The organism is Herbaspirillum sp. SJZ099, from assembly GCF_007828355.1.
Taxonomy (GTDB): domain Bacteria; phylum Pseudomonadota; class Gammaproteobacteria; order Burkholderiales; family Burkholderiaceae_D; genus Herbaspirillum.
On the sequence record NZ_VIUO01000003.1, the window covers coordinates 149,829 to 163,374 of the forward strand.

Consider the following 13,546-nt stretch of genomic DNA (forward strand, 5'->3'; position numbering starts at 1 on the left):
GATGCTCAGCCGTACCGCCGATCACCTGTTCTGGATGGCCCGCTACACCGAGCGCGCCGAAAACACCGCGCGCATGCTCGACGTGCATGTGCAGACCGCGCTGCTGCCGCAATCGACCGATGACGCCGAGCAAGGCTGGCGCGCCGTCCTCGGCATTTCCGAACTGCTGTACGGCTACAACCAGAAGTACGACCAGCTCACGCAAAGGGATGTGATCGACTTCATGGTGCGCGATCCGAACAACCCTTCGTCGATCGCCTCCTGCCTGCGCCAGGCGCGCGAGAACGCGCGCGCGGTGCGCGGCGCGCTGACCACCGAAGCCTGGGAAATCCAGAACGCCACCTGGATCAAGATGCAGTCCTACCTGCAGACCAACGCGCTGGAGCAGAACCCGAGCGATTTCTTCGAATGGGTCAAGCACCGCTCGCACCTCTCGCGCGGCGTCACCATCGGCACCATGCTCAAGGACGAGGCGTTCCACTTCATCCGCCTGGGCACCTTCCTGGAGCGCGCCGACAACACGGCGCGCATCATCGACGTCAAGTTCCACGGCGCCAAGGAAAGCCAGGCGCAAAAGCACAACGGCCAATCGCAATCGCAGTCGCAATCCGGAGAGAAAGGCGACGGCCAGATCGACTTCTACTATTGGGCCGCGATCCTGCGCTCGGTGTCCGGTTTCGAGATCTACCGCAAGGTCTACCGCGACGTCATCACGCCCGAGCGGGTAGCCGAACTGCTGATCCTGCGCGCCGACATGCCGCGCTCGCTGCTGGCCTGCATGGGCCATGTGCTGTCCAACCTGAAAAACGTGCACAACGACGTCTCGTCCGACACCGAACGCTTCGCCGGCAAGCTGCACGCCGACCTCAAGTTCGCGCGCATCGAGGAAGTGCTCGATGCCGGGCTGCACGATTACCTGACGGTATTCCTGGAGCGCATCTTCGAGCTAGGCAACCGGATCAGCCGGGATTTTCTTGTTCCTTTGGCAGCATGAATATTCAAAAAACCAACGCCATTACCTAAGAAAATTCTGAATTGCGCCGTTACTGTAGGCACACGGCGACAAGAAGCCCTTGTCCGCGACTTGGGTGGACAAGGCTTCCTGTAAAATCCGGTTTTTACATTTTCAGATCACATCATGACCTATTGCGTTGCCATGCGCCTGAACAGCGGCCTGGTATTCCTCTCCGATTCGCGAACCAATGCGGGGGTCGACCATATCGGCACTTTCCGCAAAATGAGTGTTTACGAGAATCCGGGCGATCGCGTCATGGTCCTGATGACGGCGGGCAATCTTTCGATTTCGCAGTCGATCCGCCAGATGCTGGGCGAGCGCACCAACGCCGAGGGGCGCAGCATCTGGACCGCCACCTCCATGTACGAGGCGGCACAGATCCTGGGCGACGCCATCCGCGCGGTGCATGAGCGCGAAGCCGGCGAGCTGGGCAAGTTCGGCATCGACTTCAACGTTTCCATCATCTTCGGCGGCCAGATCAAGGGCGAACGTTGCCGCCTGTTCCAGATGTATTCGGCCGGCAACTTCATCGAGTCGCACGACGAGAACACCTATTTCCAGATCGGCGAAGCCAAATACGGCAAGCCCATCATCGACCGCGTGGTCACGCCTTCGACCACGCTGGACGAGGCCGCCAAGTGCGCCCTGATTTCCATGGACTCGACGCTGAAGTCGAATATCTCGGTCGGCCTGCCGCTGGACCTGCTGCTCTACAACAGCGACGAGCTGGCCGTGAGCCGTTTCGTGACGATCGACGAGCACAACCAGTATTTCCAGATGATCCGCCGCAGCTGGGGCGCCCAACTGAAGCGCGTGTTCGAAGCCATCGACGATCCGGTCTGGGATGCCGCACCGGAAGCCACGCTCAATGTGCTGTCTTCCTCCGCCGACCACAGCGAACCGGTGCGGGTGCCGCCGCCGCCCAATGTCGCGCGCAATGCCTCGACCGTGCCGCGCCAGATCCTGGCGCATCAGGACGGCAATAAGGAACAGGCCCATTAAATTCCAGAAAATTTCCTTCTGGAAATAAAAATGGCTGCGATATCGCTATCGCAGCCATTTTTTTATCTTTTTCCCTCCGCTGGAAAGCCAGGGAGGGGAAATTTCTTTCAGACAACAATCGTCTGCGCTTCGCCTTCGGCGCGGGCGCGAATATGGCCGATGCGGAACACGGTCTCGCCGGCCGCCTTCAGGTGCGCTTCGGCGGCGTCCGCGTTTTCCCTGGAGACGATCACGGTCATGCCGATGCCGCAGTTGAAGACGCGGTGCATCTCGGCATCGGCCACGCCGCCGTGCTGCTGCAGCCAGGAAAACAGCGGCGGCATGGTCCAGGACTTGGCGTCCAGTTCCGCGGTCAGGTTGTCCTGCAGCACGCGCGGGATGTTTTCCACCAGGCCGCCGCCGGTGATGTGGACCATGCCCTTGACTTCCAGCTTCTCCATCAGCGACAGCAGCGGCTTGACATAGATGCGGGTCGGCGCCATCAGCACGTCGGCCAGCTTGCGGCCGTGGAAATCGGCGTTCAGGTCGGGCTTGGCCACTTCCAGGATCTTGCGCACCAGCGAGTAGCCGTTGGAATGCGCGCCCGACGAGGCCAGGCCCAGCACCACGTCGCCCGGTGCGATCTTGGTGCCGTCGATGATCTTGGACTTTTCCACCGCGCCGACCGCGAAACCGGCCAGGTCGTACTCGCCATCGGGGTACATGCTGGGCATTTCGGCGGTTTCGCCGCCGATCAGGGCGCAACCGGCCTGTTCGCAGCCGGCGGCGATGCCCTTGATGACATCGGTGGCCGAAGCCACGTCCAGCTTGCCGCAGGCAAAGTAGTCGAGGAAGAACAGCGGCTCGGCGCCCTGCACCAGGATGTCGTTGACGCTCATGGCGACCAGGTCGATACCGACCGTATCGTGCCTGTTAAGATGGAACGCCAGCTTCAGCTTGGTGCCCACGCCGTCGGTGCCGGACACCAGCACCGGCTCCTTGTATTTCTTGCTGATCTCGAACAGGGCGCCGAAACCGCCAATGCCTCCCAGCACGCCTTCGCGGGTGGTGCGCTTGGCAAAAGGCTTGATTGCCTCCACCAGGGCGTCGCCGGCATCGATGTCGACGCCGGCGTCGCGGTAGGAAAGGGAGACATTGGATGATGAAGTCATGATGATATTGCCAGTGAAGACGGTAAAATAAGGAAATCCGGGGTTGATAAACCCCGCTAAACCGTGATTTTAACAAAACCGACACCCCCAAACCCCGATTCCATGCCTTTTTCTTTATCCGAAGAGCAAAAACAAAATCTGGTGTGGCTGATCGTCGGAATCCTGCTGCTGGCCCTGCTGGCCGCGCTCGGCCCCATGCTGTCGCCATTCATCGCCGCCGGCATCATCGGCTACGCGCTCAATCCGGGCGTGGACTGGATCGCCAGCCGCCGCATCGGCCCGCTGCGGGTGCCGCGCTTCGTGGCCGTGACCGTCATGATTTTGCTGCTGATATTGGCCGTGCTGGCGCTGGTGCTGATCGTCGTGCCGCTGCTGCTGCGCCAGATCCCGCAATTGCAGGCGCAAATACCGCCGTTGCTGGACAAGCTCAACGCCATCGTGTCGCCGCGCCTGCACCTATTGGGCATCGACGTGCGGCTGGATCTGGCCGGCATCAAGGCCTTGCTGACCCAGCAGATCAGCACCAGCAGCGATGAAATGTGGACCTCCGTGCTGGCCTCGGCGCGCGCGGGCGGCACGGCGCTGCTGGCCTGGGCCGCCAATCTGCTGTTTGTGCCGATGGTGCTGTTCTACCTGCTGCAGGACTGGCATCCCTTCATCAAGCGCGTGCAGAGCATGATCCCGCGCCGCTGGGCGCCGCGCATCAATCTCATGGCGACCGAAGTCAACGACCTGCTGGGCCAGTACCTGCGCGGCCAGTTGCTGGTGATGCTGACGCTGGCGGTCTATTATTCGGTGGCGCTCACGGTCGCCGGCTTCGACAGCGCCCTGCCGGTCGGCGTGCTGACCGGCCTGCTGGTGTTCATTCCCTACGTCGGCTTCGGCATGGGCCTGGTGCTGGCGATCCTGGCCGCCATCCTGCAATTCGACGGCGCCGTGGGCTTGCTGTGGGTGGCGCTGATCTACGGCATCGGGCAGGTGCTGGAAAGCTTTATCCTCACGCCCAAGCTGGTCGGCGAACGCATCGGCCTGCATCCGCTGGTCGTGATCTTCGCGCTGCTGGCGTTCGGCCAGTTGTTCGGCTTCGTGGGCGTGCTGCTGGCGCTGCCGGCATCGGCCATCGTCTCGGTGATCGCCATGCACGTGCGGCGCGCCTATCTGGCCAGCAATTTTTACAACCACTGACGTGCGCCATGTCCTATTCCAGCCCCAGCGTCCGAATGAGAAGCAATGCCGCGCAAGGCGCACGCTCATCCGAACTCCTTCGGGCGGCCCCGGAAACGGGCCGCCCGCCGCCTTATTTCTCCTTGCCGCAGCGCCGCTGCGGCATGTCGTCGTGCCTTGTATCCGGCCCGTTTCCGGGGCTGGAATAGGACATAACACATTCCGATGAAACAGATTCCGCTCGATTTAAGCGCGGACCAGCCGCAAAGCTTCGATACTTTCGTTACTGGCCGCAATGAAGAACTGCTGCAGCGCTTGCAGCAACTCGCCACGGCCGGCGCGGACAAGTCCGCCCACACCGCCAGCGCCAGCACCGACCGCTTCCTCTACCTCTGGGCCGAAGCCGGCGCCGGCAAGAGCCACCTGCTGCATGCCATCGCGCACCAGGCCGGCGATCAAGCGCGCCTGATCGCCGCCGATGCGCCGGAATCGACCTTCGAGTACAGCCCGCAGGTCGCGCACTACCTGATCGACGACGCCGACCAGCTCGGTCCGCCAGCCCAGATCGCCGCCTTCAACCTGTTCAACCAGATCCGCGAACAGGGCGGCTGGCTGGTATCGACCGGCGCGCTGCCGCCGACCCGGCTGGAACTGCGCGAAGACCTGCGCACCCGCCTGGGCTGGGGCCTGATCTACCAGGTGCACGGCCTGTCGGACGACGAAAAAATCGCCGCCCTCGCGCAGGCCGCGCAAGGCCGCGGGCTGGAACTGCCGCCCGGCATGCTGCCCTACCTGCTGACCCATTACCGGCGCGACATGCCTTCGCTGTCGCGCATGCTCGATGCGCTGGACCGCTACTCGCTGGCGACCAAGCGCGCCATTACGCTGCCACTGCTGCGCGATCTGTTACAACAGGAAACCGAACAACAATGAACCTTGCCTTATTCGACCTCGACCACACGCTGCTTCCGCTCGACTCCGACCACGAGTGGGGCGAGTTCCTGGCCCGCACCGGCGCCGTCGATGCCGCCAGCTTCAGGCAGGCCAACGACCAATGGTTCGCCCAATACCAGGCGGGCACGCTGGACCCGGTCAAGTACCTGGAGTTCGCCTTCGGCATCCTCGCCAGGTTCCCGCGCGCGCAACTGGACGAGATGCATCGCCAGTTCATGGCTGAAGTGATCCAGCCGGCGATCCTGCCGCAGGCGCTGGCGCTGGTGAAGAAACACCTGGACGCCGGCGACCTGGTCGCCATCGTCACTGCCACCAACCACTTCGTGACCGAGCCCATCGCCTCGCACTTCGGCGTGCAACACCTGATCGCCGCCCTGCCGGAGCTGGACGAACTCGGCAACATCACCGGCAAGCTGCGCGGCACGCCGACCTACGGTCCCGGCAAGATCGTCCACACCGAAGCCTGGCTGGACCGGCTCGGACACACGCTGGCCAAGTTCGAGCGCAGCTACTTCTACAGCGACTCGCAAAACGACATCCCGCTGCTCGAACGCGTGACCGATCCGGTGGCCACCAACCCCAACGCCAAGCTGCTGGCGCATGCCCAGGCGCGCGGCTGGCCGGTGATCAATCTCTTCGACGGCCACGCGCAATGATCAAGAAACTGATTCGCTCGATCCTGGGCAAGGGCAAGAAAGGCGCCGCTTCCGACGCCACCGAACCGGACGTGCTCGGCCCCAAACAGCACGGCATCGATCCTTCGCTGGTGTCGCCCAACGCGGTGCGCGTGACCCAGACGCTGCAGGAAGCCGGCTTCAAGGCCTTCATCGTCGGCGGCGCGGTGCGCGACCTGCTGCTGTCGGTCAAGCCCAAGGACTTCGACGTCGCCACCAACGCCACTCCGGAACAGGTCAAGCAATTGTTCCGCCGCGCCTTCATCATCGGCCGCCGCTTCCAGATCGTGCACGTGATGTTCGGCCAGGAACTGATCGAAGTCACCACCTTCCGCGGCGCCTCGGCCGACAACTCGCCCAAGGACGAACACGGCCGCGTGCTGCGCGACAACACCTTCGGCGAACAGCATGAGGACGCGGTGCGGCGCGACTTCACCATCAACGCCATGTACTACGATCCGGCCACGCAGACGGTGCTGGATTACCACGGCGGCATCGCCGACATCCGCGCCAGGAAGCTGCGCATCATCGGCGAGCCCGAAGCGCGCTACCGCGAAGACCCGGTGCGCATGCTGCGCGTGGTGCGCTTCGCCGCCAAGCTCAAGTTCACCATCGACCCGGCCAGCAGCGCACCCATCCGCGTGATGGCGCCGCTGATCGACAACGTGCCGGCCGCGCGCGTGTTCGACGAGATGCTCAAGCTGCTCATGAGCGGACACGCCCTGGCCTGCCTGCAGCAGCTGCGCAAGGAAGGCCTGCACCACGGGTTGTTGCCGCTGCTGGACGTGGTGCTGGAACAGCCGCTGGGAGAGAAGTTCGTGACGCTGGCGCTGGCCAATACCGACGCCCGCGTCAAAGAAGGCAAGCCGGTGTCGCCCGGGTTCCTGTTCGCCTCGCTGCTGTGGCACCAGGTGCTGGAGAAATGGCGCGCCTACCAGGCCGCCGGCGAATATCCGATCCCCGCGCTGCACCTGGCCGCCGACGACGTGCTCGATGCCCAGACCGAAAAGCTGGCCCTGCAGCGCAAGATCGCCTCCGACATGCGCGACATCTGGGCCATGCAGCCGCGCTTCGAACGCCGCGTCGGCAAGGCGCCCTACAAGCTGCTGGAGCACCTGCGCCTGCGCGCCGGCTACGACTTCCTGATGCTGCGTTGCGCATCGGGCGAGCTCGACGCCGAGCTGGGCGAATGGTGGAGCGCCTTCATCGGCGGCAGCGGCGCCGAGCGCGAAGAACTGATCGCCCGCAAGCCAGCCGATACCGCTTCCGGCCCCGCGCCCAAGAAACGCAAGCGCCGCGGCGGCCGCAGCCGCTCAAAGGATGCCGCGCAAGGAGAAGCGGACAACGATACCGCCGCGGAAGCGGCGCCGGCGCCCGTGCCGGCGCCTGAAAAGACGGCCCCCGCCGCACCGGAAAGCGCCGATGCCGGCAGCGCCCAGGCCCCCAGGCGCCGTCGTCGCAGCCGCAGTCGCAGCGGCGGCGCATCGGGCGGCGCCGACGCCGCGCCCGCCGGCGACAACGACTGACGCATCAATGCAAGCGCAGCAAGCCATCGCCTACATCGGCATCGGCGGCAATCTCGGCGATGCCCGCGGCACGGTCGAAGAGGCGATCAGGCGGCTGGCCGCCTTGCCGCAATCGCAGTTGCTGCGCACGTCGTCGCTCTATCGCACGGCGCCGGTCGACGCCAGCGGCGACGACTACATCAACGCCGTCGCGCAGCTTGCCACCTCGCTGGCCCCGCTCGAGCTGCTGCACGCGCTGCAGAAGATCGAGCTGGAACACGGCCGCGAGCGCCCCTACCGCAACGCGCCGCGCACGCTCGATCTGGATGTGTTGTTGTATGGCGACCGCATCATCGGCGGCGACGAATTGACCGTGCCGCATCCGCGCATGGCGCAACGCGCCTTCGTTCTGGCGCCGCTGCTGGAAATCGATCCCGCCATCGCGATCCCCGGCGTGGGCGCGGCCCAGGCCTGCCTTTCCGGCATCGCCAACCAACCCGTCAGCAAGCTCTGAGGCTGCGCAAAAGCGCGCCCGTCAGGCAGCGCCGTCCTGCGCGTTGCCGGGCGCTTCGCCCTCGCGCGGCAAGGGTCGCAATTCCGGCAGGCGGCGATGGTGCCCCTTGAGCCACAAGGGCAGCTCATTGGCCTGTATGGGCTTGGCGATCAGATAGCCTTGCCCGATATTGCAGCCGAAGTCCTGCAGCAGGCGCCAGTCCTCCATGTTCTCGATGCCTTCGGCCACCGTCACCAGCTCCAGGCGCCGCGCCATGTCCAATGCGGACTGCAAGATCACGCGCAGGTTCTTGCGTTCATGCGCGCCATGCACGAAGGAACGGTCGATCTTCAACTCGGTAAACGGGATGCGCGCCAACTGCTGCATCGAAGAAAAGCCGGTGCCGTAATCGTCGATCGACAGGCCAAAACCTTTGAGCCGCAAGCGCGCCAGCATGCCCAGCGAATTGCCCTTGTGCGCCACCACCGAACCTTCGGTAATTTCCAGCACCACGCGGTCGGCCGGCAGCGCATGGCGCTCCACCAGCCCCATGATCCGCTGCATGAAATCGGGCTGCTCCAGCGACAGCGGCGACAGGTTCACCGCCACCTTGATCGCCAGCCCGCGGCTGTGCCAGACCGCCGCCTGCGCGGTGGCCTGGTCCATCATGCTGATGGTGAGGTCATGGATCAGGCCGCAGTTTTCGGCCAGCGGGATGAAACGGTCCGGCGGGATCATGCCGCGCTCGGGATGGATCCAGCGCGCCAGCGCTTCGACGCCTTTCAGGATCCCGGTCTGCACGTCGACCTTGGGCTGGTAGTAGGGAACGATCTGGCCATTGGCGATGGCCGCCGCCAGGTCGGCCTCGCACATCGACGGGCCGGGGTCGGCATGCTGCCGCGCATTGCTGTGCAACGGCGTGAAGGTGTGCAGCGCGGCCGCCAGCTTCTCGTTGCTCAGCGGCTTTTGCAGCGCGCCGAGGACATGCATGCCAAGCGCCTGGATCATGGTCTCCACCGACTGCAGCAACGCAGCCTCGCGGCTGGAGGCGACGATGAGCGGCATGTTCACGCCCTTCTGCTGCAGTTGCTGGATCAGTTCGATGCCATCCATGCCCGGCATCTCAAGGTCGATCACGGCCACCCCCGGCGGCAGCTTCAACAAGGCCAGCAAGTCCAGCGCCTCGTTGCCGTTGCCGGCCTCGTAGATCATGTCTATTCCCAGTTCCTGCAGCAGGCCGACGGTATGCTGGCGCTGCAGCGCGCTGTCGTCGACCACCAGCGCCGACTCGATCAGGTCACTTAAGTTCTCGGAGGCCATATTGTTCAATCACGGCAGAGATGTTTTCGAGGGAGATGACATCGTGGACGCCACCCAGCTGTATTGCTTCTTTTGGCATGCCGAAGACGACGCTGCTGCGTTCGTCCTGGGCGTAGGTATTCGCGCCGCGATCGGCCATTTCCTTCATGCCGCGGGCGCCGTCGTCGCCCATGCCGGTCATGATGATGCCGACCCCGTTGCTGCCGGCAGCCTTCGCCATCGAGCGGAACAGCACATCCACCGAGGGCTTGTGCCGGCTCACGAGAGGGCCGTTGATGACTTCTACATAGTACTGCACGCCATCCCGCTTTACTACCAGATGCATGCCGCCCGGCGCGATCAGGACGCGGCCCGGCATCACCATATCCAGGTGCACGGCCTCCTTGACATCGACTTGCGAAATCTTGTGCAGACGCTCGGCAAAACTATGCGTGAACCGCTCCGGCATGTGCTGCACCACCACCACTCCCGGACAGTGTTGCGACAGCCCGCCCAGCACCAGCTCCAGCGCTTGCGGTCCGCCGGTCGAGGCGCCGATGGCGACGATCCTGGCCGTCTCCGGACACGCCGCATCGCCCCCTCTCGGGGCATCGAGCACCACGTCGGCGCTGTATTTCTGCAGATCGCCGTCCCAGTCCTTGCCATGCAACATTTCCCGAGGCGGCGTCTTGGGCCTGCGGATTTCCACGGCCGCCGCCGTTGCCGGCGCAGGCTGGGCAGGTTGCGCGGCGGGATGCCCCAGATGCGCCTGGGCCGCGGCGCGGATGGCGTTGGCCAGGTCGTCGAAAGCGTCGTGCAAAAAATTGCGCACGCCCAGCGCCGGCTTGGAAATGATGCTGACCGCGCCGGCGGCCAGCGCCTCCATGGTGATCTCGGCGCTGCTGTCGGTGCGCGCCGAACAGATGATCACCGGCGTCGGGCGCAGCGCCATGATCTGCTTCAGGAAGGTGATGCCGTCCATGCGCGGCATCTCGATATCGAGCACGATCACATCCGGCCAATCCTGCCGCATCTTGCGCATGGCAAAGATGGGGTCGGATGCCGTGGCCACGACCTGGATGTCGCTGGTGGCGCTGAGCAACTCCTGCATCAGCTGGCGCACCACCGACGAGTCATCCACCACCATGACCCTGATCATGGCCGTCTCCCTCGCCGCCCGCCGCCCGCCGCCGCGGCAATGGCGGTGCTGCGGGGGTTCATTGCGGCTTCCTGTAAATGGACGGCGAATGCATCTCCAGCCCCAGCAGCATCCCATGCAGCGATTCGGAGTGCCCGACCACCAGGTAACCGCCGGGCCGCAAGCGCCTGATCACGTCATTGAGCACCTTGGTCTTGGTGGGGAAGTCGAAATAGATGATCACGTTACGCAGGAAAATCAGGTCGAAGCTGCCGTCGTCGAAGGCGTCCAGGTCCATCAGGTTGCGCTGGGCGAACTCCACCTTGCGGCGCAGCTCTCCATCCACCAGGAAATGCCCCTCGTATTCGCCGGTCCCGCGCAGGCAATAACGTTTGAGATAAGCCTTCGGAATGTTCTGGCCGCGCGCCATCGGGTACAGCGCCCGGCGCGCGAAACCGAGCACGCGCATGCTGATGTCGGAAGCGAATACCGACCACGACCCGCCGGGACGATGGTGGTCCAGCAGCATGGCCAGCGTATAGGCTTCCTCGCCGGTCGAGCTGGCCGCGCTCCAGGCGCGCAGCATTTTCATGCCGGACCAGGCCGGGAGCAGTTCGGCGCTGAGGAAATCGAAATGGCTCTGTTCGCGGAAGAAATAGGTTTCGTTGGTGGTGATCAGGTCGATCGCCCGCTGGCGCTCTTCGCTCCCCTGCGCGCCGGAAATGAGCGCATGGTAATCGCTCAACTGCGCCAGCCCCAGTTCATGCATGCGTCCGCTCAAGCGGCTTTGCAGCAACGCCTTCTTCGTGATGGGCAGGTTCAGGCCGATATGCTGCTTGAACAGTTGCTGGAACAGCAGCATGTCGCAATCGCTGACCTCCGGAGCCATCGCCAAGGCGCTGTCCATGGCGTCAGCCTTCCCGGATTTCTGGCTGCCGCCCGGCCCGTTCGTCACGCTCTTCCCCTGCAAGTACGTCGTCTGAACTCATGCCCAGCAGGCTGGACAATTCATCCACGGAAAGCACCTTCTGCACGTCCAGCACCACCAGGAAACGCTCGTTGATGTTGATCATGCCTTCGATGAAGTCGGCCCGCACGCCGGCGCCGAAAGACGGCCGCATCTCGATGCGGTCTTCCTGCACGCTCAGCACCGCGCTGACCGCGTCGACCATCACGCCCAGCAGCAGCTGTTGCTCATCCTGCACCAGCTCCATGATGATGATGCAGGTGCGCTTGGCAATCTCGGTCGGGGCGCGGCCGAAACGCACCGACAGGTCGACCACCGGCACTACCGAGCCGCGCAGGTTGATCACCCCGCGCAGGAAGCTCGGCATCAGCGGCACTTCGGTCAGGCCGCCGAACTCGATGATTTCGCGAATGCTGCCGATGGGCATCGCGAAGCTTTCGGCGCCGACCAGGAACGTCAGGTACTGGCGGCTCTCCACCACCTCTTCCGGATGTCTTTTCTTGACCGGTGCGCCATTCAACGACACGCTAGGCATGCTCATCTCCTCTTGCCAGTCGGGTACTCATGTGGCCTCCAGCGCCGGCGCGCGGGAGGAATCGAGACGCGGCTTGCCGGACGCCTGGGCGCCATCGGCATGGCCGGCGCCGTGGCGCGCGCCCAGCGAAAAATAGCGCATCAGTTCGCGCAGGTTCTGCGCCTGGGCGCTCATCTCTTCCGATGTCGCCGACAGCTCTTCCGAGGCGGCCGCATTGAGCTGGGCAGCCTGGGAAATCTGCCCGATGGCCACGTTGATCTGCACCAGGCCCGAATTCTGTTCGCGCGCCGAGAACGAAATGTCGTCGACCAGATCGGCCGTGCGCTGGATCGCCGGCAACATGTTGTCGAGCAGGCCGCCGGCGCGTTCGGCCAGTTCCATGCTGCGCCTGGCGACCCCGACGATCTCCTGCGCCGCCGCTTGCGAGCGTTCGGCCAGCTTGCGCACCTCGCCCGCCACCACGCCGAACCCCCGGCCATGCTCGCCGGCGCGCGCGGCTTCGATGGAGGCGTTGAGCGCCAGCAGGTTGGTCTGGTAGGCAATGTCGTCAATGACGCCGATCTGTCCCGCAATGGCCCGCATGGCATCGATGGTGTCGCGCACCACTTGCGCGCTTTCCTTTGCCGTGCGCGCGGATTCCCCGGCGATCTCGTTGGTCTTGTTGGCGTTGTCGGTATTGTGGCCGACGGTGGCGGTGATTTCCTCCACCACGGATCCCGTCTCTTCGGCGTTGCTCGCCTGCCGCAAGGAGTTGTCGCTCAACTGCTGGGCCGCGGCGGCCAGCTGGCCGGAGGCGCTGGCCAACATGGAAATGGCCTGGCTGACGTCATGCAGCACGCCGTTGAGCCGGTCCACCATCTGTTGCGCGCTGTCGAGCATGCTGCCGCCCCCCAGGCGGGAAACATTGAAACGGGTGGTCAGGTCGCCAGCGGCGGCACGCCTGAGCGACTCCATCGCCTCGCGCGGGTCGCCGCCGATCTGGCGCGCAAACAGGTAGCGCGTATACAGGCCCAGGAGCAGCGCGATGAGCGCCGCCAGCACGGTACTCCCGATCGCGCTGGTCATGTTACTGCGCTCCAGTTCTTCGGCGCGCGCCTTATTCCCTTCCGCCTGCCGCACGTTTTCCTGGATCAGCAATCCCAACTCGTAACGCGCACGCTGCAGTTGCACATACGCATTGGCGGCTCCCGCGGCGGCCTGTTCCTCCTGCATCTGTTTGCTGACCTCCCTGGCCGTCCGCACATACTCTTGCAGCACCGGCTCGATTTTCCGTTGCAACTCGCCCTCCAGCGACGAAAGCACCGTGGTTCCCTTGTAATCGTCGAAATACTTGTTCATTTCGGCCACGGCCGACTCCAGCTCATTGGCGATGCGCGTCCCCTCGGCCGGGCTGTCGGCCTTCTGCGCCATGAGCATGCTGAGGTAAATGTCCTGCGTCCCTTTCCGGACTCCGTCTAGATTCACGATCGTCTTGAGGTTGGAGACATAGATCTCCTGCAGCAGGCTGTTCACCTTGTACAAGTTGTAGGCCCCCTGGATGCCGGCTGCCAGCGTAACCAAAGCCGCCGCGGTGAAAAACAGAGCAAGTTTGTTGGCAAGTTTCATGATGTAGCCCTTATCGGGTGCAACGACGGTGCGACGTTGCACGC

13 protein-coding genes are annotated in these 13,546 nt (G+C 64.2%); 7 read left to right on the top strand and 6 right to left on the bottom strand.

Going from position 1 to position 13,546, the window contains the following annotated elements:
- The first annotated feature begins 1 nt into the window (after nucleotide 1).
- Nucleotides 2–994, top strand: coding sequence for an alpha-E domain-containing protein (locus FB597_RS08535; protein ID WP_144769194.1), 993 nt, complete (start codon nucleotides 2–4; stop codon nucleotides 992–994).
- Nucleotides 995–1,138: 144 nt separating this feature from the next.
- The gene (locus FB597_RS08540) at nucleotides 1,139–2,017 is read left to right on the top strand and encodes a peptidase (protein WP_141914425.1); all 879 of its coding nucleotides are present in this window, start codon (nucleotides 1,139–1,141) and stop codon (nucleotides 2,015–2,017) included.
- 107 nt (nucleotides 2,018–2,124) lie between these two features.
- On the opposite strand, the gene purM is transcribed toward FB597_RS08540, so the two are convergent.
- Nucleotides 2,125–3,168: a phosphoribosylformylglycinamidine cyclo-ligase gene (gene purM, locus FB597_RS08545; protein WP_144769196.1), complete on the bottom strand. Its 1,044-nt coding sequence runs from the start codon at nucleotides 3,166–3,168 to the stop codon at nucleotides 2,125–2,127.
- A gap of 102 nt (nucleotides 3,169–3,270) precedes the next feature.
- On the opposite strand from purM, the gene FB597_RS08550 reads away from it, so the two are divergent.
- The 5 genes from FB597_RS08550 (at nucleotide 3,271) to folK (ending at nucleotide 7,979) form a co-directional block, all read left to right on the top strand.
- The gene (locus FB597_RS08550) at nucleotides 3,271–4,353 is read left to right on the top strand and encodes an AI-2E family transporter (protein WP_144769198.1); all 1,083 of its coding nucleotides are present in this window, start codon (nucleotides 3,271–3,273) and stop codon (nucleotides 4,351–4,353) included.
- A 204-nt stretch (nucleotides 4,354–4,557) separates the two neighbouring features.
- Entirely contained in the window at nucleotides 4,558–5,265 is a 708-nt protein-coding gene (gene hda / locus FB597_RS08555; RefSeq protein WP_144769200.1) for a DnaA regulatory inactivator Hda, read from the top strand.
- Nucleotides 5,262–5,942, top strand: coding sequence for an HAD family phosphatase (locus FB597_RS08560; protein WP_141914429.1), 681 nt, complete (start codon nucleotides 5,262–5,264; stop codon nucleotides 5,940–5,942). Before hda ends, FB597_RS08560 begins: the two co-directional genes overlap by 4 nt.
- The gene (pcnB, locus tag FB597_RS08565; RefSeq protein WP_144769202.1) at nucleotides 5,939–7,486 is read left to right on the top strand and encodes a polynucleotide adenylyltransferase PcnB; all 1,548 of its coding nucleotides are present in this window, start codon (nucleotides 5,939–5,941) and stop codon (nucleotides 7,484–7,486) included. The genes FB597_RS08560 and pcnB overlap by 4 nt, the downstream gene beginning before the upstream one ends.
- Before the next feature lie 7 nt (nucleotides 7,487–7,493).
- The gene (folK, locus tag FB597_RS08570) at nucleotides 7,494–7,979 is read left to right on the top strand and encodes a 2-amino-4-hydroxy-6-hydroxymethyldihydropteridine diphosphokinase (protein WP_255517119.1); all 486 of its coding nucleotides are present in this window, start codon (nucleotides 7,494–7,496) and stop codon (nucleotides 7,977–7,979) included.
- A gap of 21 nt (nucleotides 7,980–8,000) precedes the next feature.
- Here folK and FB597_RS08575 read toward each other — a convergent pair whose 3' ends face one another.
- The 5 genes from FB597_RS08575 to FB597_RS08595 are packed head-to-tail and all read right to left on the bottom strand — an operon-like array spanning nucleotide 8,001 to nucleotide 13,502.
- The gene (locus FB597_RS08575) at nucleotides 8,001–9,278 is read right to left on the bottom strand and encodes an EAL domain-containing protein (RefSeq protein ID WP_141914432.1); all 1,278 of its coding nucleotides are present in this window, start codon (nucleotides 9,276–9,278) and stop codon (nucleotides 8,001–8,003) included.
- Nucleotides 9,256–10,416, bottom strand: a complete 1,161-nt coding sequence (locus FB597_RS08580; protein ID WP_141914433.1) for a chemotaxis response regulator protein-glutamate methylesterase — start codon at nucleotides 10,414–10,416, stop codon at nucleotides 9,256–9,258. Before FB597_RS08580 ends, FB597_RS08575 begins: the two co-directional genes overlap by 23 nt.
- Nucleotides 10,417–10,474: 58 nt before the next feature.
- Nucleotides 10,475–11,302, bottom strand: coding sequence for a protein-glutamate O-methyltransferase CheR (locus tag FB597_RS08585; RefSeq protein WP_141914434.1), 828 nt, complete (start codon nucleotides 11,300–11,302; stop codon nucleotides 10,475–10,477).
- Nucleotides 11,303–11,306: 4 nt separating this feature from the next.
- On the bottom strand, nucleotides 11,307–11,897 hold the full coding sequence (locus FB597_RS08590; RefSeq protein WP_141914435.1) for a chemotaxis protein CheW: 591 nt from the start codon (nucleotides 11,895–11,897) through the stop codon (nucleotides 11,307–11,309).
- A 27-nt stretch (nucleotides 11,898–11,924) separates the two neighbouring features.
- Nucleotides 11,925–13,502 (bottom strand): methyl-accepting chemotaxis protein, encoded by a 1,578-nt coding sequence (locus FB597_RS08595; RefSeq protein ID WP_144769206.1) that lies wholly within the window; start codon nucleotides 13,500–13,502, stop codon nucleotides 11,925–11,927.
- Between the last annotated feature and the right edge of the window lie 44 nt (nucleotides 13,503–13,546).